The sequence below is a fragment of the Streptomyces sulfonofaciens genome, assembly GCF_014656295.1.
Lineage (GTDB): Bacteria > Actinomycetota > Actinomycetes > Streptomycetales > Streptomycetaceae > Streptomyces > Streptomyces sulfonofaciens.
This window is the reverse complement of the sequence record NZ_BNCD01000009.1, coordinates 137,607-160,346: the sequence shown is the minus strand read 5'-3', so window position 1 is coordinate 160,346 and position 22,740 is coordinate 137,607. Positions and strand designations below refer to the sequence as shown.

Below are 22,740 nucleotides of genomic sequence, written 5' to 3'. Positions count from 1 at the left end.
CGGGGCCGAGGCCGGATCCGGCCCCGCAGCCGAGGTCGGATCCGGCCCCGCAGCCGGGGCCGGGCTCGGATCCGCGCGGGGCCGGAGAGCCGCGGCCTCAGCCCGCGGCGCGCAGTACCGCCGCCACGATCGGACCCGCCGCGTCGCCGCCGTGCCCGCCCTCCTGCGTCATCGCCGCCACCGCGACGTCATTGCGGTAGCCGGTGAACCAACTGTTGGACTTCGCCTGCGCATCGACCTCGGCGGAACCGGTCTTCGCACCGATGTCGCCGCCGAGACCCGCCATCACCGCGGCCGCGGTGCCGCTCACGGCCGTGCGGTGCATCATCTGGCGGAGCTGGGACACGGTGCCCGCGGGCAGCCCCCGGGCGGTGGCGAGCGCCCGCCCGTCCAGCCGCTGGGGCACGATCACCGGCTGCCGGAAGACGCCGGTCATCGCGGTCGCGGTGACCGAGGCCATGTTCAGCGGATCCATCTGCACCTGCCCCTGGCCGATCATGTTCGCCGCGGTGTCCGGCCCGCCGGACGCGGGCACGCTGCCGTCGAAGGAGGCGATGCCCGTCTTCCAGTTGTCCCGCCCGAGGCCGAAGCGGTCCTGCGCCTCCTTGGTGAGCGAGTCGACCTGCACCTCGTCGGCGTACTTGATGAAGGCCGTGTTGCACGAGCGCGCGAAGCTCGACGCGAGGGTGGCGCCCTCGTCGGGCGTCAGGCCCGTGAGGTTGTGGAAGGTCTGGCTCTGCCAGGTCGCGGTGTCGGGGCACGGGGCGGGCCCGGCGGCCGTGGTGATGCCGTTGTCGATGAGCGTCGCCGCGGTGATGATCTTCATGGTGGAGCCGGGCGCCAGCTCGCCCTGGAACGCCGCGTTGAACGAGTCGTCCCGGTGGTTGGCGACGGCGAGCACTTCGCCGGTGCTCGGCGCGACGGCCACCACCGACGATTCCCGGTACTGCGCGACGGCCCGCTCCGCGGCGGCCTGCGCGGTGGCGCTCAGCGTGGTCTGCAACCGCCCTGCCCGGCCCTTGGCGAGCGTCGCGAGCACGGTGTCCGGCGCCGACCCGCCCTGGTGCCGTACGGCCAGTTCGATGCCGGGCTTCCCGCCGGCCTGCTTGCCGTACTTCTGCCGCAGCTCGTCCAGGATCGGCCCGAGTGACGGGTACTCCTTGCCGGTCAGCACGGCGCCGGTGCGGTCCACGGCCTCGATGGGCGGTGTCCCGGACTCGCCGGTGACCAGGGTGTCGCCGTCCTTCAGCTCCGGGTGCAGTACGGCGGGCGTCCAGTCGACGAGGGCGCGCCCGGTGGTGGCGCCGCGCACGACGGTCAGCTCGGTGTCGTAGGCCAGCGGCTTGCTCCTGCCGCGGTAGGAGACGGTGGCCCTGACCGAGTACGGGACGGTGGCGCCGGTGGGCGGCGCCGGGGTGACGCTGACCCGTGTGATGTGCGCGTCGTCGCGGTAGCCGGTCAGCGCCTGCTCGGCGGCCGCGGCGTTGTTCGTGTAGGACGCGGCACCCGGGGCGTCGCCCTTCTCCCAGGCGGCGAAGAACCCGCGCGTCGTGTCGCGGACCTCGCGGGCGTCCGGCGGCCCGGTCCGCGCCGGTGCGGACCGGCCGCTCGCGGTGGTGACCGTGTCACCGCCGCTCAGACCGCTCCACATGTTGTACCCCGCGTATCCGACACCGCCGGCCACGAGCGCGAACGCCACGAACACACTGGCCAGGACCCCCCTGCGCATCCCGCGCCCCCCATCCCCGTCCCACCGCCCCCGAACGGCCCGGGGACGTGACCGACAGCACTGTAAGCGCAGCCTGTGACAAACGGCCCCTGTCCCCCGGATGGTGGCCAAAAGGAGATCGACGGGCACACCCGTACGCCTCGGCCACCCGGCCGGCGATGAGTTCTCGGGCTCGCGCCGGTCCACCGGTGAGGACGGCCGGCCGCGCCCGCCGGCCATGATCACGGCAAGGAGCACGCCATGCGCCTCACCCTCACCACGTTCCTGACGCTCGACGGGGTCATGCAGGCCCCCGGGATGCCCGACGAGGACCGGCGCGGCGGGTTCGAGCACGGCGGCTGGCAGGTCCCGCACGTCGACGAGGACACCTTCGAGCTGATCCGCGAGTGGTTCGCGCACGCCGACGCCTTCCTGCTCGGGCGCAGGACGTACGACATCTTCGCCGCGTACTGGCCGCACGTCCCCGACCGGGACGCTGACCCGATCGCCCACCGGCTCAACACGCTGCCGAAGTACGTCGTGTCCACGACGCGCGACACGCTCTCCTGGCAGAACTCGACGCTGATCGGGTCAGACGTCCCGGAGGAGGTCGCCCGGCTGAAGGCGGAGCCGGGCGACGAGCTCCAGGTGCACGGCAGCGGTCGCCTCGCGCGCACGCTGCTGGCCCACGGCCTCGTCGACGAGGTGCGCCTGCTGACCTACCCGGTCGTCCTGGGCACGGGTCTGCGGCTGTTCGACGGGGCCGCGCCGGCCGCGCTGCGGCTGACCGGCACCACGGTCACCGGCTCGGGCACCGTCGTCGCCACCTACCGGCCGGCCGGCACCCCGAGCCACGGCTCCTTCGGCCCGGCCCGGCGCTGAGGGCTGTCCCCGCCCGCCCCGCCCGCCCCACCGGATCCACTAGATACACCGGATCCACTAGATCCACGTATCCAGCCACATCCGAGCCCGCCACGCGTCCAGCGAGATCGCCTGGCCGGTGTAGATCGGCCAGAAGTAGATGAAGTTCCAGAAGATCAGCAGCACCAGGACGCCCGCGCCCGCCGCGCCCACCACCCGGCGCCGGTCGCCGGCGCCGGGTGGGCCGAGCAGTGCGCCGATCATCATGGTCACCGCCAGGCACAGGAACGGCACGAAGACGACCGCGTAGAAGAAGAAGATCGTCCGCTGCTGGTACATGAACCACGGCAGGTAGCCCGCGGCGACGCCGCACAGGATGGCGCCCGCCCGCCAGTCGCGGCGCAGCAGCCAGCGCCACAGCACGTACAGCAGCGCCAGGCACGCCGCCCACCACAGCAGCGGGGTGCCGAGCGCCAGCACCTCCCGTGCGCACTTGCCGCCCGCGTCGACCGGGCAGCCGCCGGTGCCGGGAGCGGGTGACTCGTAGAAGTAGGAGACCGGGCGGCCGAGTACCAGCCAGCTCCACGGGTTCGACTGGTAGGTGTGCGGGGAGTCGAGGCCGACGTGGAACAGGTACACCTGGTACTCGTAGTGCCACAGGCTGCGCAGCCAGTCCGGCAGGAACGTCCAGTCGCCGCCCCTGCCGTCCGTCGCCGCCCAACTGCGGAAGTAACCGCCGGTGCCGTCCGCGGGCGAGAGGATCCAGCCCAGCCAGGACAGCAGGTACACGCCCACCGCCACCGGCACCGTCGACAGGAAGGCCCACACGGCGTCGTACCTGAGCGCCGCCGCGTACGGCCGCTCGGCACCCGCCACCCGCCGGGCGCCCACGTCCCACAGGACCGACATCAGCGCGAAGGCGGCCAGGATGTACAGGCCGTTCCACTTGGTGCCGAAGGCCAGCCCGAGGCAGACGCCGGCCGCGAGGCGCCACGGCCGCAGGCCCAGCCGCAGCGCACCGGCGACCGCGGGGTCGGGGCGCGGCGTGCCGTCCCGGCCGGTGGGCAGCGCCGCGGCCAGCCGGGCGCGCGACCGGTCCCGGTCGATGAGCAGGCAGCCGAAGGCGGCCAGCACGAAGAACATCAGCACCTCGTCGAGCAGCGCGGTGCGGCTCATCACGAAGTGCAGCCCGTCCACGGTGAGCAGCGCGCCCGCCACGCAGCCTAGGAACGTGGAACGGAAGAGCCGGCGCCCGATGCGGCAGAGCAGCAGCACCGAGAGCGTGCCGAGCAGTGCCGTCATGAAGCGCCAGCCGAACGGGTCGAAGCCGAACAGCAGCTCGCCGATGCCGATCACGTACTTGCCGACGGGCGGGTGCACCACGTACGCGGCGTCGGTGGGCAGCAGGACGTGGCCGCCGTGCTGGAGGACCAGGTCGTTGGCGTCCTTGGGCCAGTTGACCTCGTAGCCGCGGTGGACCAGGGCCCAGGCGTCCTTGGCGTAGTACGTCTCGTCGAATATCACCGCCCTGGGGCTGCCCAGGTCCCAGAAGCGCATCACGCCCGCGACGAGTGTCACCAGCAGCGGCCCCAGCCAGCCCGCCCAGCGCCCCGGCAGGCCCACCCCGCCCCCGGCCGCGCCCAGCACCGACCGCAGCCGCGGTCCCGGCTCCGTGTAGGGCGGCACCAGCCGCTCCCCGACCCCCGTCGCCGGGCGCGCCACGTACCCGTACCCGCGCAGGTGCTGCTGCCAGGGCGGGGGCCGCCGGCCGGGAGCCGTGTCCTGCCGGTCGTCCGTGGGGCCCGGGGCGTTCGGGGAGTCCGTGGGACCCGAAGGACCCGCAGGACCCGCAGGACCCGGGGAAGATGCCGTACTGGTCACCGCGCCATCGTAGGGAACCCGCCTGTGCGAATCCCGCTGCCCGCCCCTGCGAGGATGGATCCGTGACGAATGGAACCGCGTCCGGCACGGCGCAGGCGGAGCACCACCGGGCCCCGGAGCCCGGACAGGACGGCGCGGACGGCGCGGACGACCGGGCGCCGGGCGGGCTGCTGGTGCTGGCCGGCACCCCGATCGGCGAGGTCGCCGACGCGCCGCCGCGGCTCGCCGCCGAGCTGGCCGGCGCCGACGTGGTCGCCGCCGAGGACACCCGCAGGCTGCGCAGGCTCTGCCAGGCGCTGGAGGTCCGGCCCGCCGGGCGTGTCGTGTCGTACTTCGAGGGCAACGAGGCGGCGCGCACCCCTGAGCTGGTGGCCGCGCTCGCGGACGGTGCGCGGGTGCTGCTGGTCACCGACGCGGGCATGCCGTCGGTCTCCGACCCGGGCTACCGCCTGGTGGCGGCCGCCGTGGAGCGCGGCATCCGGGTCACCGCGGTGCCCGGCCCGTCGGCCGTGCTCACCGCGCTCGCGCTCTCCGGGCTGCCCGTCGACCGTTTCTGCTTCGAGGGCTTCCTGCCCCGCAAGCCCGGCGAGCGCCGCTCCCGGCTCGCCGAGGCGGCACGGGAGAAGCGCACCCAGGTCTACTTCGAGTCACCGCGCCGGCTCGATGCCACGCTCGCCGCGATGGCCGAGGCGTTCGGCGGCGGGCGTCGCGCGGCGGTGTGCCGGGAGCTGACCAAGACCTACGAGGAGGTCAGGCGGGGCACGCTGGCCGAGCTCGCGGACTGGGCGGCCGAAGGCGTGCGGGGCGAGATCACGGTGGTCGTGGCGGGCGCGGCCGGTGCCGGGGAGGGGGCCGCACCCGACGCCGCCGAGCTGGTGCGCAGGGTGCGGGTGCGCGAGGAGGCGGGCGAGCGGCGCAAGGAGGCCATCGCCGCGGTGGCGGCCGATGCGGGCCTGCCCAAGCGCGAGGTGTTCGACGCCGTGGTGGCCGCGAAGAACGCCGCCCGGAACACCCCGGCGCACGGTAAAGGACTATCGTGAAAAGCAAAGCATTCGTCGTGTATCAGGCATATTCGGGGGGATTCTTAGCGGAATTGCCAAATCCCTTTCAATAGTCGACATGCCTGGTGCGCCCACGCCGCAAGGAGCGTCCACTGGAGTGGAGGACGTTTCCGTCCCCCACTTCCGCGGGCCGGCAGAGTGCGGACCCTCCGGCACCCCGGAAGTGCTCGTCCAGCGGACATCGAGGAGCTGGCATGAGTGAGACCGCAGGGACCGGCCACCGCACCACCGGCACTCCCGTCGTGCACGAGTCGTACTCGTTCGCCTGCCTGCGCTGCGGGCACGGCTGGGAGCAGTCGTACGAGATAGAGCACCACGTGGATGCCCAGGGCAAGGAGTTCGTCGTCTACACGGCGGAGGGGCGCAGGGTGCCCTCGCCGCTCAGCCAGCCGACCTGTGACCACTGCGACGGCCACGTGGTCAGGATCATGCGCCCCGGACGGGTGTCCGCGGTGCTGGACTCGATGCGGTACGAGCGGGTGCCGGCCCAGGGCGCGAGCGGCACCGGCGCGCGCCGGAGCGGACCGTGGCGGACCGGCTCGACGGACGCGGCGGCCCTTTCCACCGGTACCCGGGCCGCACCGGTGGAGCGGGCGGGCCGCCAGCCGTGGCACATGTCCCACCTGCTGAGGCTGCTGCACGTCCAGCGCCGGACGCACTGAGGGCGCGACCGGGGACGAGCCGAGGGCGCCACCGAACACACTGGGGGCGCCACCGCGGGCACTGCCGGCAGGACCGGACGCGAGGGCAGGACCGGATGCGAGGGCAGGACCGGATGCGAGGGCAGCACCGGACGTACTCGGGGCGCCACCGGCGCGCCGAGAGCGGGCCGACGCCCGGGGCACCGGCCGGACGGGTGTGCACCGGGACGCGGCGGACGGCCGTCGCCGGCCGCTTCGTAGGATCGGGAGCATGCCCGCGAACGAAGCCGCCGCGACACCCCAGGACGAGCCCGCAGCACGACCCGCAGCAGCGGCACCGCCCGCGGCCGGGCGGGCGGCCGACCCGGCGCCCCCGCTGCCCGAGCCCCTGCCGGTCCCGGCCGCCGACTCGCACACCCACCTCGACATGCAGTCGGGCACCGTCGAGGAGGCACTGGCGAAGGCGGCCTCGGTCGGGGTGACGACCGTGGTCCAGGTCGGCTGCGACGTGCCGGGCTCACGCTGGGCGGCCGAGATCGCGGCCGGCCACGAGAGCGTGCACGCAGCCGTCGCCCTCCATCCGAACGAGGCCCCCCGGATCGTGCACGGAGACCCCGGCGACCGGTCGCCGCAAAGGCGCCGGGCGGCGGGTGGCCCGGCGGCGCTCGACGAGGCGCTGGCCGAGATCGACCGGCTCGCCGGCCTCGACCAGGTCAAGGCGGTCGGCGAGACCGGACTCGACCACTTCCGCACCGGCGAGGAGGGCCGGGCCGCACAGGAGCGGTCCTTCCGCGCCCACATCGAGATGGCCAAACGGCACGGCAAGGCCCTCGTCATCCACGACCGCGACGCGCACGCCGACGTCCTGCGCATCCTGGCGGAGGAGGGCGCGCCCGAGCGCACCGTCTTCCACTGCTACTCCGGCGACGCCGCCATGGCCGAGGTCTGCGCCGCACACGGCTACTACATGTCGTTCGCCGGGAACGTCACCTTCAAGAACGCCGGGCCGCTGCGCGACGCGCTCGCCGTCGCCCCCCTCGAACTGGTCCTCGTCGAGACCGACGCGCCGTTCCTGACCCCGGTGCCGTACCGCGGACGGCCCAACGCTCCATATCTCATTCCGGTCACGGTACGGGCCATGGCCGCGGTCAAGGGCGTCACCGAGGAGACCTTGGCGGCGGCGGTCTTCGCCAATACGGCCCGCGTTTTCGGTTACTGAATGATTACGGTACGAAACTTTCCGTGACGGCCGATCGGTGGAGTCCACCGCGACACGGAGTGATCGGCTTGCTTGGGAGAGCGGCCAACGCTCATTAGGTTCGGTCCCGCCCTGACCGGACTCTCCCTGGAGCGTTGGCATGAGCACAGACAGCCGTCACAACGGACCGGCCGGCAGCAACGCCGGTCCTTCGCACCACGTCCCGGGCGGCCCCCGGGACGACGCCTCGTCCCTGCGGCTGCGGGGGCGGCCCCGCGACGCCCACGGGCAGCCGCTGTACGCCGTGCGCGCTGTCCGCGAGGTGCGCGGGGCGCGTGGGGCCCTGAGCGCGGCGCGGGCGGCCTGCGGGGCCCCGGCGCGCGCCAGGCGGCGCGGTACGCCCACGGGCGCACACGGCGCGGCGGACGGCTTCGGCCCGGTCGACACGGGTACGGGCGCCGTCCGCAGGCACGGCGGGCGGCGGCGCGAGCCGCTGCGGCGGCTGCTGCCGCAGGCCCTGGTCGTCGCCTGTCTCGCGGGCGGCACGTCCGCGTTCGTCGCCGACGACAAGGAGATCAGGCTCAGCGTCGACGGGGCGCCGCGCATACTGCATACGTTCGCCGACGACGTGGCCGGGCTCCTGGCCGAGCAGGAGATCGCCGTCGGCGCCCACGACATCGTCGCGCCCTCCCCGCACACCGCGCTGGCCGGCGGCGACGAGGTGGCCGTCCGGCACGGGCGCCCCCTGCGGCTCACCGTGGACGGCGCGAGCCGCCGGGTGTGGACGACCGAGCCCACGGTCGACGGTGCACTGCGCGCCCTCGGGGTACGCCCCGAGGGCGCGTACGTGTCCGTCTCCCGGTCGCGGCGGATCGGCCGGGCCGGGCTGGCGTTCGACGTCCGCACCCAGCGCACGCTGCGGGTCGCGGCGGACGGGCGGACGCGGGCGCTGCGCACCAACGCGGCGACCGTGGGGGCCGCGCTGCGGGAGGCAGGGGTGCGGCTGCACGGGCGCGACCGGCTGTCCGCCGCGGTCGCGAGCTTTCCGCGGGACGGTCAGACGGTGACCGTCACACGGATCGAGGTGGGGCGCCAGGTGCGGGCGGAATCCATTCCGCACGGGGTGCGGCGGGTCGTGGACGCCTCGCTGCCGCTCGGCACGCAGGTGGTGCAGCGGGCGGGGCGGGACGGCGAGCGGCGGGTGACGTACGCGACGCGGACCGTGGACGGGGTGGCCCAGCGGCCGCGGCGGGTCGGCGAGGAAGTGGTGCTCCGGCCGCGGGACGCGTGGGTGCGGGTGGGGGCCCGGGATCGGGGTCCGGGCGCGGCCGCGCCCGGCGCGGGGCTCGGCGGGGGCGGTCACGGGGGTGGCACGGGCGGCGGGTCGGGCGTGCACGGGCTCGACTGGGACGCGCTGGCGCGGTGCGAGTCCGGGGGACGGGCCGACGCGGTGGATCCGTCCGGGACCTACGGGGGGCTGTACCAGTTCGACGCGGCCACCTGGCGGAGCCTGGGCGGGCGCGGGCTGCCGCAGAACGCGAGCAGGGCGGAGCAGACGCGCATGGCCAAGCTGCTCTACACCCGGCGGGGCGCCAGCCCCTGGCCGGTGTGCGGGGGCCGTCTCAAGGGGTGACGGCACGGGCGCACGCTCCGGCCCGCTCCAGCGGTGCGGTGCGCGGTGGGCGGTGCGCGGTGCACGGTGCACGGTGCGCGGTGCACGGTGCGCGGTGCATGGTGCTGCGGTGCGCGGTGCCGCGGGTGTCGGTGTGCAGCGTGGCGAGGTCCGCGGGGCGCGGCGTAAGCCGTGTGCGGGGCGCGGCGTAAGCCGTGTGCGGGGCGCGGCGTGTGCCGTGTGCCGGCTGCCGTGTGCGCGCGATCGTGCGGGCCGCGGGCGGCGTGCCCGGGGACGGGTCCCCGGGGTGCTCCGGATGCCCCGAGGCTCCGGCGCGCGCCTCCCGGCACGGGGCCGCGGGACGGGAGCGGGGCGTGCGGGGACGAGACGGGTGCGCGAAGACCATAGGGTGGGCGTTGTGTACGACGCCCTACTTGGTCCCGCCGAGATCCGGGAGCTCGCCGCCGCGCACGGCATACGCCCCACCAAACAGCGCGGCCAGAACTTCGTGATCGACGCGAACACCGTCCGCCGTATCGTCCGCACCGCGGACGTGCGCCCCGACGACGTGGCCGTGGAGGTCGGCCCGGGCCTGGGCTCCCTCACCCTCGCCCTGCTGGAAACCGGCGCCCACGTCACCGCCGTCGAGATCGACGACACCCTCGCCGCAGCCCTGCCCGGCACCGTCGCCGACCGGCTGCCGGAGCGCGCGGCGCGCTTCGCGCTGGTGCACGCCGACGCCCTGCACGTGGGCGACCTGCCCGGACCGCCGCCGACCGCCCTGGTCGCCAACCTCCCGTACAACGTCGCCGTACCCGTCCTGCTCCATATGCTCGACACCTTCCCGAGCCTCGAACGCGCCCTGGTGATGGTGCAGTCCGAGGTCGCCGACCGGCTCGCCGCCGCGCCGGGCTCGAAGGTCTACGGGGTGCCCTCGGTCAAGGCGAACTGGTACGCGGACGTCAGGCGGGCCGGCGCGGTCGGCAGGAACGTCTTCTGGCCCGCGCCCAACGTGGACAGCGGCCTGGTGTCGCTGGTGCGCAGGACCGAGCCGATCGCCACCACGGCCTCGAAGCGCGAGGTCTTCGCGGTGGTGGACGCGGCCTTCGCGCAGCGCAGGAAGACGCTCAGGGCCGCCCTCGCGGGCTGGGCCGGTTCCCCGGCCGCCGCGGAGAGCGCACTGGTCGCGGCCGGGGTGCCGGTGCGGGCGCGCGGCGAGGCGCTGACCGTGGCGGAGTTCGCGCGGATCGCGGAGCACCGGCCGCCGGCGGGCGGCGGGAAGGACAGGGCCGCCGGGGACCCGGCCCGGCCCGCGAAGAGGCGGAGTGCGCAGTGACAGTGACCGTAAGGGTTCCGGCCAAGGTGAACGTCCAGCTCGCGGTGGGTGCCGTGCGCCCCGACGGCTTCCACGACCTGGCCAACGTGTTCCTGGCGGTCGGGCTGTACGACGAGGTCACCGTCGCGCCGGCCGACGAGCTGCGGGTGACGTGCTCGGGCCCCGGCGCCGACCAGGTGCCGCTGGACCGCAGCAACCTCGCGGCGCGCGCCGCGCTGGCCCTCGCGAACCGGACCGGGCGGGTCCCGCACGTCCACCTGCACATCGCCAAGGACATCCCGGTGGCCGGCGGCATGGCGGGCGGCAGCGCGGACGGGGCCGGGGCGCTCCTCGCGTGCGACGCCCTGTGGGGAACCGGGGCCACCCGCGCCGAACTCCTCGAACTCGCCGCCGCGCTGGGCAGCGACGTGCCGTTCAGCCTGGTCGGCGGGGCCGCGCTGGGCACCGGGCGGGGCGAGCGGCTGCGGGAGCTGCCGGTGGGCGGCGCCTTCCACTGGGTGTTCGCGCTGGCGGACGGCGGACTCTCCACCCCCGCCGTGTACCGGGAGTTCGACCGGCTGGCGGCCGGGCGCGACGAGCCGGTGCCGCCGCCGGTGGCGTCCGGGGCGCTGCTCACGGCGCTGCGCGACGGCGACCCGACGGCGCTCGCGGCCACGCTCGGCAACGACCTCCAGCCCGCCGCGCTCTCGCTGTACCCCTCGCTCGCCGACACCCTGGCCACCGGCACCAAGGCCGGTGCGCTCGCCGCCCTGGTCTCCGGCTCCGGCCCGACCACGGCCTTCCTCACCGCCGACGCCACCGCGGCCCGCACCGTCGCGGACGCCCTGCTGGACTCCGGCACCTGCCGCGCGGCCCGCGTGGCGCAGGCGCCGGCGCCGGGCGCGACCGTGCTCGGGTAGCGCCGGCATCCGGGCCCCGCGGTGACAAGTACGCTGGGAGGCTGATCGATCGATCCCTAAGCGTCGCGTCAGGAGTGTCGGTGGCCGTCAATCTGGTCAATGTCGAGGCAGTGAGCAAGGTCTACGGCACCCGCGCCCTGCTCGACTCGGTCTCCCTCGGAGTCCTGGAGGGGGACAGGATCGGCGTCGTCGGGCGCAACGGCGACGGCAAGACCACCCTCGTCCGGATGCTCGCCAGGCTGGAGGAGGCCGACTCGGGCCGGGTCACGCACAGTGGCGGCCTGCGCCTGGGCGTGCTCACCCAGCACGACTCGCTCGACCCGGCCGCCACGGTGCGCCACGAGGTGATCGGCGACCTCGCCGACCACGAGTGGGCCGGCGACGCCAAGATCCGCGACGTCCTGACCGGCCTGTTCGGCGGCCTGGAGATGCCCGGCTTCCCGCAGGGCCTGGACACCGTCATCGGCCCGCTCTCCGGCGGCGAGCGGCGCCGGATCGCGCTGGCGAAGCTGCTCATCGCGGAGCAGGACCTGATCGTCCTGGACGAGCCCACCAACCATCTGGACGTGGAGGGCATCGCCTGGCTCGCCGGCCACCTCCGGGCCCGCCGCTCCGCCCTGGTCTGCGTCACCCACGACCGGTGGTTCCTCGACCAGGTCTGCACCCGGATGTGGGACGTGCAGCGCGGCGCCGTGCACGAGTACGAGGGCGGCTACTCGGACTACGTCTTCGCGCGGGCCGAGCGTGAGCGCATCGCCGCCAGCGAGGAGGCCAAGCGGCAGAACCTCGTACGCAAGGAGCTGGCCTGGCTGCGGCGCGGCGCGCCCGCGCGGACGTCCAAGCCCAGGTTCCGCATCGAGGCCGCCAACGAGCTGATCAAGGACGTGCCGCCGGCGCGGGACAGCAGCGAGCTGATGCGGTTCGCCTCCTCCCGGCTGGGCAAGACCGTCGTCGACCTGGAGGACGTGACCGTCCAGGCCGGTCCCAAGGTGCTGATCGAGCACCTGACCTGGCAGCTCGGCCCGGGCGAGCGGATCGCCCTGGTCGGGGTGAACGGCGCGGGCAAGACCTCCCTGGTGCGGGCCATGACCGAGGCCGCGGCGAGCGGCGGCGACGTCCAGCCGGCGGGTGGGCGGATCGTGGTCGGCAGGACCGTGCGGGCCGCGTTCCTCTCGCAGGAGGTGCGGGAGCTGCCCCCGGGACTCAGGGTCCTGGAGGCCGTGCAGCAGGTGCGCGAGCGCGTCGACCTCGGCAAGGGGCGGGAGCTGACGGCGGGTCAGCTATGCGAGACGTTCGGCTTCGGCAAGGAGAAGCAGTGGACGCCCGTAGGCGACCTCTCCGGCGGCGAGCGGCGCCGGCTGCAACTGCTGCGGCTGCTGATGGACGAGCCGAACGTGCTCTTCCTCGACGAGCCGACCAACGACCTCGACATCGAGACCCTGACCCAGCTTGAGGACCTGCTCGACGGCTGGCCGGGCACCCTGGTCGTGATCTCCCACGACCGGTTCTTCGTCGAGCGCACCACGGACCGGGTGTTCGCGCTGCTGGGCGATCGCACCCTGCGGATGCTGCCGCGCGGTATCGAGGAGTACCTGGAGCGGCGGCTGCGGATGCGGGAGACCGCCGTGGTGCCCGCGCCCGGCCCGAAGCCCGCCGCGAAGGCGGAGCGCACCGTCTCGGCGGCGGACGCACGCGCCGCGAAGAAGGAACTCCAGCGGATCGAACGGCAGTTGGACAAGATCGCGGAAAACGAAACGGCCCTGCACACCATGATCGCCGACAACGCCACCGATTTCGAGAAAGTGGCCGAATGGGATGGGGAGCTGCGCGAACTGGCGGGCCGCCGGGAGGAATTGGAGAACCGCTGGCTCCTGCTCGCGGAGGACGCGTGAAAACCGCGTAACAGAGCCATCACGGCCGGGTCCGCCCTTGGGAACAGGACACGGATCGGTCAGGTGTGCTAGCGCGCCGTAGTGATAGAAAGGCGGCCTGAAACGCAAACAGAGTGCGACCAGGCGTGCCGAAAATCAGCGTTGTGCGCATCCGGGGCTGAGCCCCCGGACCCCCGGCCGGAAGGGTGGGCCTTACGGGGAGCGGCGAGCCTCGGCTAGGCGAGACATCAGTGAAAGAGGGGGAGCGCTGTGACTCAGCCGCCCAACCAGCCGCCGCAGGGCGGTTTCGGAGCTCCACAGGATCCGCAGGGGCACGGCGCGCCCCCACCGCCGCCGGACCAGCCGCCGCAGATGCCTCCGCCGCCGGCTCCCGGCACCCCGCCGCCGCCCGGCGGCCCCGGGTACGGCTACCCGCAGCAGACCCCGGCCCCCGGCTACCCGCAGCAGCCCACGGCCAACAACCCCTACGCACAGCCGCCCCAGCAGCCCACGGCCAACAACCCCTACGCACAGCCGCCCCAGCCAGGACCCTACCCGCAGCAGTCCGGCCCCTACGGGCCGCCGCAACCGACGGGCCCCTACGGGCAGCCGGTGCAGCCGGGCCCTTACGGGCAGCCGGGGCCGGGCTACGGCTATCCGCAGCAGCCGCAGTACCCGGGTGGGCCCGGCGCGCCGGGCGGCGGGGGCGGGCGGTCGCCCTTCAGGGGCAAGCCCGCGGCCGTCATCGGCGCCGCGGTGGCCGTCCTGCTGGTCGCCGGTGGCGTGGTCTGGGCCGTCAGCGGCGGTGACGGCGGCGGGAAGAAGGAGGCCGGTGGCGGCGGGGCGGCCGAGAACCCCGGCGCCTCCGCCCCCGTCAACCCCGGCGACGGCAGCGGCGACGGCAGCGGCAAGGACGGCTCCGACCCGGACAACCTCAACGGCGACCGCCAGGCCGGCGAGGACAAGGTGCTCTGGTACAAGTCGGCGCCGGACGCGCCGGGCTCCGGGGCGGACGCGCCCGGCATGTGGATCACCGACAAGGTCGCGGTCAAGGCCGCGTACAAGCAGGTCCTCGCGTACAAGGTCGCCGACGGAACGCCGGCCTACCCGCCCATCACGCTGCCGCAGGCGATCTGCGCCGCCTCCCGGCAGGCCGGCGACGGCGACAAGGTGGTCGTGGCCTACAAGAGCGGCACCACGGACTCGGCCAAGTGCAACCAACTGGTGGAGATCGACCTGAACACCGGCAAGAAGGGCTGGACGAAGAAGATCGAGGAGGGCGCGCTCTTCGACAGCACGATCACCATCGAGCTGTCCATCGTCAAGGACACGCTGATCGTGGGCCGTTCACAGTCCGGCGCCGCCTTCAGGGTCAGCGACGGCAAGGCGTTGTGGACCAAGAAGGAGGAGCACGACGGGGTCTGCTTCCCCGGCGGCTTCACCGGCGGGGACCGGATCATCGTGGCGCTGTCCTGCGCGGCCGGCCAGGAGAGCGCGCACGAGCGCGTCGAGGAGCTCGACCCGGCCAGCGGCAAGGTGAAGTGGACCAAGGAGCTGCCCAAGGGCTGGGAGCTCTCGCGGGTCTACTCCACCAGCCCCGTCGTCCTCTACCTCACCAACGAGGACAAGAAGCAGTGGAACATCAGCACGCTCAAGGCGGGCTCCAGCGCGACCCGCTCGCAGGTCGACATCGACGAGAGCTTCGCGCCTGAGTGCGGGTGGGCCATCCTCGACCGCGACCTCCAGGGCTGCGCGGGCACCGCGGCCGACGCCGACACCCTCTACCTCCCCACCGAGGCGAAGAGCGGTGCCAACGAGATCGTCGCCGTCAACCTGGCCAGCGGCAAGGAGAAGTGGCGCGTCAAGGCGCCCGGGGACACCAGCATGCTCCCGATGAAGGTCCAGGGCGGCGCGGTCATCGCCTACCAGGAACCCTCGTACGACAAGGGCGGCACCGTGCTGTCGATCCCGACCGGCGGCGACCACAGGCCGAAGGCGCTGCTGCAGAACCCGCAGGGCGCCGCGGAGATCGAGAACGGCTTCTTCTCGAAGGCGATCGACTACGTGGACGGGCGCTTCTACATCTCCACCACCCGGCTGACGGGCAGTGACAAGACCCAGGAGAAGCTCATGATGGCCTTCGGCAACTGAACCCGGCCCCGCCCTTCCACCATCCGCTCGCTCCCAGAGGTTGACACGCCATGACCCAGCCGCCCAGCCAGCCGCCACAGGGCGGGTTCGGTGCTCCGCAGGAACAACCGGGAGGCTTCGGCGCCCCGCAGAACCCGCCGCCCGCCCCGCCCCAGGGCCCGCCGCCGACTCCGCCGGTCCCGCCGGCCTACGGTCGGCCCGCCGAGCCCGGCCCCGGCTACGGCTACCCGGCGTCCCCGCCCCCGCCGCCACCCGGCCCGCCCCCGCAGACGCCCCCGCCGCCCGGGCAGCCCGCGGTCCCGCCGGGCTACGGCCATCCGCAGGGGCCCGGCGGCGCCCAGCAGCCCACCGTCGCGGCCCAGCCCGCGGTGCCGCCGGGCGGACAGCAGTACGGCTACCCGGCCCAGCAGCCCTACGGCGCGTACCCGGGTGCCACCGTGCCCCAGCCCGTGGTCCCCGGCGGCAGAAAGCCCAACGCCCGGACGACGATCGTCATCGCGGCGGTCGTCGCCATCGCGCTGATCGTCGGCGGTGGCATCTGGTATGCCTCGTCCGACTCCGGCAAGAAGGACCAGGCCGACTCGTCGGGGGGCGGTCCGTCGGGCGGGGACGGCAAGAACGCGGCCGGCGGGCAGCAGGGCGGCGGCAAGGAGAAGGTGCCCGCCAACACCCGTGCCAGGGTCCTCTTCCAGGTGCCCTCGCCCGAGGTCGCCAAGGACGACGTGATGAAGGTCGAGGGCTCCTGGCTGCACGGCGGCGTCTACGCCAAGGCGGGCGACAGCGAGATCGTCGGCTACGACACGTCAAGCGGCAAGGAGTCCTGGACGATCCCGCTGGACGGCCAGGCCTGCGCGGGCTCCCCCGAGGTCACCGACGACGGTGTCGCCGCGGTGGTCTACCAGCCGGCCGAACCCAAGAACAAGGACGACTACCAGCGCTGCAACAAGCTCTCGGCCATCGACCTGACCTCGGGCAAGAAGCTGTGGAGCAAGGAGATCACGCTAGGCGACCAGAAGCCCGACTACGAAGAGGTCAGCATCAGCGGCGACATCGTCGCGGTCGGCGGCAGCACGGACGGCGGTGCCGCGTTCGACCTCAGGACGGGCAAGGCGAAGTGGATCCCGCAGGCCGGCGACCAGTGCCATGACGTCGGCTACCGGGGTGGCGAGCAACTGGTGGCGGTCCGCACCTGCGGCGAGTACGACAACCCGAAGATCTCCGTCCAACTGCTCGCGCCGGACGGCAAGCCCAGGTGGTCCTACAAGCTCCCCGACGGCATCGACAACGCCAAGGTGATCTCCACCAAGCCCGTGGTCTTCGGTGTGGACTCCGGCGAGATCACCGCGTCGGGCGTCACGGACGTCTTCGCGCTCGACGACGCCACGGGCAAGCTGCGCTCGAAGATCACGCTGGAGGACGGCAAGTACGACCACGACTGCGACGTCAACAAGGTCCACGACTGCCACGGCATCGTCGTGGGCAACGACAAGCTGTACGTGCCGACGCACGAGCACGACGGCAGCGGCGAGTACGGCACCACCAACGAGATCGTGTCGTTCGACCTGGCCACCGGCAAGTCCACGGGCGACCGCGCGGACGCCGGCGAGCGGTACACGGTCTTCCCGCTGCGGATGGACGGCTCCAACATCATCGCCTACAAGGACGGTCCGTACGACAAGGGTGCGCAGATCGTCTCGCTGGACGGCGGGACGCTGAAGGCGACCACGCTGCTGGAGACCCCGGCGTCGCGGAACGTGCTGGACGCGATCAGCAGCATGGTGCCCGACAGGGCGGAACTGCTGTACGCCGGCGGCAAGATGTTCCTGGCCAGGCAGCTCGCCAGCGCTCCGATCACCCAGGGCGAGAAGAGCTACCTGGCGATCGGCTTCAGCGACTGACCGCGGCCCGCCGCGGTACGACCGCTCTTCGCACGGCACACGGCCCCGCCCCTTCCGGGCGGGGCCGTTCGCGTGCGCGGGGGCGGGAGGGGTGGCCGGTTTCCTGCGTGGTTGTTCGTGTGCCGTGCGGTTGTTCGTGCGCGCGGCGTGCGGTGGCCGGACCTGCGCCGTATGGAACAGGGCGATTTCCGGCGAGCACCGGGGGATCTCGACGGTAAGGGAAGCGCAATGTCGAACAGGCGTGTAGTTTCCGGGGGACGAACGGCGGGGGTCGGGAAACCTCCCAGGTCCTTGCGGCACTGGGTGAGGGTCCAGGAAGGATCGGTTTCGGTATGGGGGACTGGGGGGTTGCTCTATGGCGGCGGTCCGGATCGTGGTGGCCGACGACCACCGGCTGCACGCGGAGGCGCTGGCCTCGGCTCTTAAGTTGCGCGGGCACCGGGTGCTCGCTGCCGCGGCGCCCACCGGGGGCGTGGCGGAGCTGGTGATCACCCGGGTGCCCGAGGTCTGCCTGCTGGGCACGGCCGCGCCCGACCGGCCCGGGGTCTTCGACCCGGTGCTGAAGATCAAACAGGACCGCCCGCAGATCGCGGTCGTGGTGCTCGGCCCCGTGCCTTCGCCGCGCGGTATCGCCGCCGCCTTCGCCGCGGGGGCCAGCGGTTACGTGCGCCACGACGAGCGGATCGAGGGGGTGGAGCGGGCGATCATCAAGGCCCGTGCGGGGGAGTCGGCGGTGGCGCCCGCACTGCTCCAGGGAGCGTTCGGGGAACTGCTCAACCCGGTGGCGCAGCCGGACGACGAGGGGCAGCGGCTGCTGGGGATGCTGACGCCGCGCGAGGTGGAGGTGCTGGTGCGGGTGGCCGACGGCGAGGGGACGCGGCTGATCGCGGCGGGCATGGGGATCGCACCGTCGACCGCGCGGACGCATGTGCAGCGGGTCCTGATGAAGCTGGGCGTCGGTTCTCGTCTGGAGGCCGCCGCCCTCGCGGCCCGCACGGGTCTGCTGGACCGTGCGGACCACGCCGGAGGTGCCCGGTAGCCGCACCGCTCCGGCTTCCCCGCACCGCTCCGGCTTCCCCGCACCGCTCCGGCTTCCCCGCGCCGCTCCGGCTTCCCCGCACCGCTCCGGCTTCCCCGCGCCGCTCCGGCTTCCCCGCGCCCCCGCAGGGGCCCGGGGAACGGCGTTCGGCCTCAGTGTTCCCCGTCGGACGCCTGCGGGGGCGGCGGCGCCGTGGGGCGCAGCTTCAGCCAGAGCAGGAACAGCAGCCCGAGGACGAGCATGCCGAGACCCGTCCACAGGTTGATGTTGATGTCCTGCGCCTTGTTGATGTCCGCGTCGGACGCGGTGAACCCGGCGATCGTCACGATCACCCCGTACACCACGAAGAGACCACCGATGATCCGCCGGATGTCGAAGAGCCGGGCGGCCGTCGCGGAGCGCCGCTCCAGGTCGGCCACCTCCTGCTGGTAGCCCGCCTCCGGCACGTCGGCCCCGTCGCCGGCCCGGTTCTGGTTCTCGTCAGACATGCTGCGTCGTCCTTAGCGTGCTCAGAGGGAGAAGGGGAGGTAGCAGACGGCTGCGAGGACCAGTGCGCCCCAGCCGAGCAGGGCCGGCCTGCGGTACCAGACCTCGTCGCCCTCGCCGGGCGGCTCCTCCATGCCGGGGGACCGGGTGCCGTACACCAGGCCGGCCAGCGACTCGGCCGACTTGGGCTTCGTCGCGTAGGAGACCACGACCATCACGAGGGCACCGACCACGAAGGCGACGATCGACGAGACGAAGTTGGCGCCCTGGTCGCTGGGGATGCCGATGACGCCCTGCTTGTAGAACCAGAAGTAGTTGACCATCGCGGCGACCGTGCCGGACAGCAGGCCCCAGAAGCCCGCCGCGGCCGTGGTCCGCTTCCAGAACATGCCGATGATGAACACCACGAACAGCGGGACGTTGAAGAACGAGAACAGCGTCTGAAGGTAGTTCATGATGTTGCTGAAGCTGGAGGCGATGAACGCCGTGCCCATGCCGATCAGCACGCCGGCCGCGGTGACCACGCGCCCGGTCAGCAGGTAGTGCCGGTCGCTCTGCCCCTTCTTCAGGTACGCGGCCCATATGTCGTTGGTGAAGACGGTGTTGAACGAGGACACGTTGGCCGCCATACCGGCCATGAACGCGGCCAGCAGCCCGGTCACGGCGATGCCCAGCACACCGTTGGGCAGCAGGTCGCGCATGAGGACCGGGATCGCGTCGTTGTAGGTCAGATCGCTGCCCTGCTGCCCGATGCTCGGCTCCATCACCAGCGCGATCAGGCCGGGGACCACGACGACCATGGGTATGAGGATCTTCGGGAACGCTGCGATCAGCGGGGTGCGCCTGGCGGCGGAGAGGTTCTTGGCGGACAGCGCGCGCTGCACCTCGGCGAAGTTGGTGGTCCAGTAGCCGAAGCTCATCACGAAGCCGAGGCCGAGCACGATGGTCAGCCAGTTGGCGCCGAGCGGATTGGCGGAGCCGATGCCCGTGCCGCCCCACGCGGTCATGAAGTTCTCGCCGTGCGACGCGCTGAGCTTGTCGCTCATGCCGTCCCAGCCGCCGACCCGCTTGAGGCCGACGACCGTCAGCGGGATGAGCGCCGCGAGGATCACGAAGAACTGCAGCACCTCGTTGTAGATCGCCGAGGAGAGTCCGCCGATGGTGATGTACGCGAGCACGAAGAACCCGGCGACCACGATCGCCACCCACTGCGGCCAGCCCAGCAGAGCCTGGAGCACGATCGCCATGGCGTAGAGGTTGACGCCCGCGATCAGCACCGAGGAGACGGCGAAGATGATCGACGACAGCAGGTGGGACGAGGGTCCGAAGCGGTGCAGCAGGAACTCCGGGACGGAGCGCACCTTGGAGCCGTAGTAGAACGGCATCATCACCAGGCCGAGGAAGACCATGGCGGGGACGGCGCCGATCCAGTACCAGTGCACCGTGTAGGCGCCGTACTGCACGCCGTTGGCCGCCATGCCCAGGATCTCGGTGGCACCGAGGTTGGCGGCGACGAACGCGAGCCCGGTGACCCAGGCGGGCAGTGAGCGGCCCGAGAGGAAGAAGTCGAGGCTGGTCTTCACCGAGCGCCGTGCGGCGAACCCGATGCCCAGCACGACCGCGAAGTAGATCGCGAGGATCGTGTAGTCGAGCCCGTTCGTGGGGAGCCGGAGCCCGTCGGCAAGGTTGTCCATGGGGGGTACCCGCTTCGTTGCGTGAACTGAACGGACCGGAACCTACGCTTTTCGCTTTAACAACTGAACCGTTGCTGTGATGTTCTTTGTTTGATTGTGATCGAGCTGGTTGTTTTGCCCTGAAATGCTGCCTGCCGAGCGAGGGGAACCTCACAGAAACCACCCAGGTTCGCCCCGGGTGTCGTCTTGACCGTGCCTGTTGGTTTGTGGTTTGTTATGTTTGTTTGTGTTGGCTGGGTGGCGTGGAAAGCGGGAGCACGGCGTGAAGAAGACCTCGACCCGGCTTGCCGACGGTCGCGAGCTCATCTACTACGACCTGCGCGACGACGCCGTCCGCGACGCGGTGGACCGGCGCCCGCTGGACCCGGCAGGACTGGTGCACTCCGAGATCCGCCACGACCGGCTGCTCGGCGACTCGGTCGCCATCGCCTCGCACCGCCAGGGCCGCACCTACCACCCGCCCGCCGACGAGTGCCCGCTCTGCCCGTCCCGCGGGGGCCGGATGAGCGAGATCCCGGACTCCTCCTACGACGTCGCGGTCTTCGAGAACCGCTTCCCGTCCCTCTCCGGCGACTCGGGCCGCTGCGAGGTGGTCTGCTTCACCCAGGACCACGACACGTCCTTCGCCGGCCTCACCGAGGAGCAGGCGGCCCTCGTCCTTGCCGCGTGGAGCGACCGCACCGCCGAGCTGGCCCGGCTGCCCGCCGTGCGGCAGGTGTTCTGCTTCGAGAACAGGGGGGAGGAGATCGGCGTCACCCTCGGCCATCCGCACGGCCAGATCTACGCCTATCCCTTCGTCACCCCGCGCACCGCCCTGATGCTGCGCTCGCTCGCCGCCCACCGCGAGCGCACCGGCGGCAACCTCTTCGACGACGTGGTGGCCGACGAGCTCGCGGACGGCCGCAGGATCGTGCTGGACACCTCGCAGTGGACCGCGTTCGTCCCGCACGCCGCCCACTGGCCCTACGAACTGCACCTCTACCCCAAGCGGCGGGTGCCCGACCTGACGGCGCTCGACGACGCGGCACGCGCGGAGTTCCCCGGCGTCTACCTGGAACTGCTCAGGCGCTTCGACCGGATATTCGACCAGGAGGGCGCCCCGGGCGGGAGCCCGTCCCGGGGCGCCGGGGAGGCGGCCGAGGGGCGCACCCCGCCCACCCCCTACGTCTCCGCCTGGCACCAGGCCCCGTTCGGCGCTCTCGAAGGACATGGCGTCGAACGCCACGACTTCGCCCTCCACCTAGAGCTTTTCACCATCCGCCGCACTTCCGGCAAGCTGAAGTTCCTCGCGGGTTCCGAGTCCGGCATGAGTGTGTTCATCAACGACGTGCCGCCGGAGGCCGCGGCCGAGCGACTGCGAGAGGTAGCGAGTAGATGAGTGGGACGTATCTGGTCACCGGCGGTGCGGGCTACGTGGGCAGCGTCGTCGCGGCGCACCTGCTGCGGGCCGGACACCGGGTGACGGTCCTCGACGACCTCTCCACGGGCTTTCGCCGCGCGGTGCCGAAGGGCGCGCACTTCATCGAGGGCCGTGTCCAGGACGCCGCCGCATGGGTGGACCCCGGCTACGACGCCGTGCTCCACTTCGCCGCCTTCTCACAGGTCGGCGAGTCCGTCCAGAAGCCCGAGAAGTACTGGGAGAACAACGTCGGCGGCACCATGTCCCTGCTCGCCGCGATGCGCGACGCCGGCGTGCGCACCCTCGTCTTCTCCTCCACCGCCGCCACCTACGGCGAACCGGTGCACACGCCCATCACCGAGTCCGACCCCACCGCGCCCACCAGCCCGTACGGTGCCAGCAAGCTCGCCGTCGACCACATGATCAGCGGCGAGGCCGCGGCGCACGGCCTCGGTGCGGTCTCGCTGCGCTACTTCAACGTCGCGGGCGCGTACGGCGACCAGGGCGAGCGGCACGACCCGGAGTCGCACCTCATCCCGCTGGTCCTCCAGGTCGCCCAGGGCCGCCGCGAGGCCGTCTCCGTCTACGGCGACGACTACCCGACCCCGGACGGCACCTGCATCCGCGACTACATCCACGTCGCCGACCTCGCCGAGGCCCACCTGCTCGCCCTGGACGCCGCCACCCCGGGCGAGCACCTGATCTGCAACCTCGGCAACGGCAACGGCTTCTCCGTCCGCGAGGTCATCGAGACAGTCCGCCGGGTCACAGGACACCCCGTCCCCGAGGTGGCCGCGCCGCGCCGCGGCGGCGACCCCGCGGTGCTCGTCGCCTCCGCCGAGGCCGCCCGCACCCGGCTCGGCTGGCGCCCCTCGCGCCCGGACCTCGCCGGGATCGTGGCCGACGCCTGGGCGTTCGCGCAGCAGATGGCGGAGGAGTCCGCCGCCGGGGCCGGCGGCCCCGCCGCCCCGTAACCGCTCCGCCCCCTCCCCCGCGCCGCCCGGC

At 72.9% G+C, this 22,740-nt stretch carries 17 protein-coding genes; 13 read left to right on the top strand and 4 right to left on the bottom strand.

All coding sequences use genetic code 11. The features are described 5' to 3' along the window. Positions 1-97: 97 nt before the first annotated feature. Positions 98-1,729, bottom strand: coding sequence for a penicillin-binding transpeptidase domain-containing protein (locus IE313_RS16780; RefSeq protein WP_189932910.1), 1,632 nt, complete (start codon positions 1,727-1,729; stop codon positions 98-100). A 240-nt stretch (positions 1,730-1,969) separates the two neighbouring features. On the opposite strand from IE313_RS16780, the gene IE313_RS16775 reads away from it, so the two are divergent. Then, complete coding sequence (locus IE313_RS16775) at positions 1,970-2,590, top strand: dihydrofolate reductase family protein (protein WP_189932908.1); 621 nt, start codon at positions 1,970-1,972, stop codon at positions 2,588-2,590. A gap of 57 nt (positions 2,591-2,647) precedes the next feature. Here the strand turns inward: IE313_RS16775 and IE313_RS16770 are convergent, their stop codons facing one another. Next, a complete protein-coding gene (locus tag IE313_RS16770) occupies positions 2,648-4,450 on the bottom strand; it encodes a dolichyl-phosphate-mannose--protein mannosyltransferase (RefSeq protein WP_189932906.1) in 1,803 nt (600 codons plus the stop codon). Positions 4,451-4,617: 167 nt separating this feature from the next. On the opposite strand from IE313_RS16770, the gene rsmI reads away from it, so the two are divergent. The 10 genes from rsmI (at position 4,618) to IE313_RS16720 (ending at position 18,156) form a co-directional block, all read left to right on the top strand. Further along, a complete protein-coding gene (gene rsmI, locus IE313_RS16765; RefSeq protein ID WP_189933127.1) occupies positions 4,618-5,490 on the top strand; it encodes a 16S rRNA (cytidine(1402)-2'-O)-methyltransferase in 873 nt (290 codons plus the stop codon). Positions 5,491-5,705: 215 nt separating this feature from the next. Beyond that, on the top strand, positions 5,706-6,173 hold the full coding sequence (locus IE313_RS16760; RefSeq protein ID WP_189932904.1) for a hypothetical protein: 468 nt from the start codon (positions 5,706-5,708) through the stop codon (positions 6,171-6,173). Between the two features lie 250 nt (positions 6,174-6,423). Further along, positions 6,424-7,371, top strand: a complete 948-nt coding sequence (locus tag IE313_RS16755) for a TatD family hydrolase (RefSeq protein ID WP_189932902.1) — start codon at positions 6,424-6,426, stop codon at positions 7,369-7,371. A 139-nt stretch (positions 7,372-7,510) separates the two neighbouring features. After that, positions 7,511-8,983, top strand: coding sequence for a resuscitation-promoting factor (locus IE313_RS16750; RefSeq protein ID WP_189932900.1), 1,473 nt, complete (start codon positions 7,511-7,513; stop codon positions 8,981-8,983). Positions 8,984-9,380: 397 nt separating this feature from the next. After that, positions 9,381-10,298, top strand: coding sequence for a 16S rRNA (adenine(1518)-N(6)/adenine(1519)-N(6))-dimethyltransferase RsmA (gene rsmA, locus IE313_RS16745; RefSeq protein ID WP_229924688.1), 918 nt, complete (start codon positions 9,381-9,383; stop codon positions 10,296-10,298). Continuing rightward, positions 10,295-11,197: a 4-(cytidine 5'-diphospho)-2-C-methyl-D-erythritol kinase gene (locus IE313_RS16740; protein ID WP_189932896.1), complete on the top strand. Its 903-nt coding sequence runs from the start codon at positions 10,295-10,297 to the stop codon at positions 11,195-11,197. Before rsmA ends, IE313_RS16740 begins: the two co-directional genes overlap by 4 nt. A gap of 80 nt (positions 11,198-11,277) precedes the next feature. Then, complete coding sequence (locus tag IE313_RS16735; RefSeq protein WP_189932894.1) at positions 11,278-13,089, top strand: ABC-F family ATP-binding cassette domain-containing protein; 1,812 nt, start codon at positions 11,278-11,280, stop codon at positions 13,087-13,089. Positions 13,090-13,338: 249 nt separating this feature from the next. After that, a complete protein-coding gene (locus tag IE313_RS16730) occupies positions 13,339-15,219 on the top strand; it encodes an outer membrane protein assembly factor BamB family protein (RefSeq protein ID WP_189932892.1) in 1,881 nt (626 codons plus the stop codon). A gap of 50 nt (positions 15,220-15,269) precedes the next feature. Continuing rightward, positions 15,270-17,117: an outer membrane protein assembly factor BamB family protein gene (locus tag IE313_RS16725; protein ID WP_189932890.1), complete on the top strand. Its 1,848-nt coding sequence runs from the start codon at positions 15,270-15,272 to the stop codon at positions 17,115-17,117. Positions 17,118-17,472: 355 nt separating this feature from the next. After that, positions 17,473-18,156, top strand: coding sequence for a response regulator transcription factor (locus IE313_RS16720; RefSeq protein WP_189932888.1), 684 nt, complete (start codon positions 17,473-17,475; stop codon positions 18,154-18,156). 152 nt (positions 18,157-18,308) lie between these two features. Here the strand turns inward: IE313_RS16720 and IE313_RS16715 are convergent, their stop codons facing one another. After that, a complete protein-coding gene (locus IE313_RS16715) occupies positions 18,309-18,644 on the bottom strand; it encodes a hypothetical protein (protein ID WP_189932886.1) in 336 nt (111 codons plus the stop codon). Between the two features lie 21 nt (positions 18,645-18,665). Beyond that, positions 18,666-20,336, bottom strand: a complete 1,671-nt coding sequence (locus IE313_RS16710; protein ID WP_189932884.1) for a sodium:solute symporter family protein — start codon at positions 20,334-20,336, stop codon at positions 18,666-18,668. Positions 20,337-20,598: 262 nt separating this feature from the next. Between IE313_RS16710 and galT the strand changes: the two genes are divergently transcribed. Further along, the gene (gene galT, locus IE313_RS16705; protein ID WP_189932882.1) at positions 20,599-21,714 is read left to right on the top strand and encodes a galactose-1-phosphate uridylyltransferase; all 1,116 of its coding nucleotides are present in this window, start codon (positions 20,599-20,601) and stop codon (positions 21,712-21,714) included. Next, a complete protein-coding gene (galE, locus tag IE313_RS16700; protein ID WP_189932880.1) occupies positions 21,711-22,709 on the top strand; it encodes a UDP-glucose 4-epimerase GalE in 999 nt (332 codons plus the stop codon). Before galT ends, galE begins: the two co-directional genes overlap by 4 nt. Positions 22,710-22,740 lie beyond the last annotated feature (31 nt).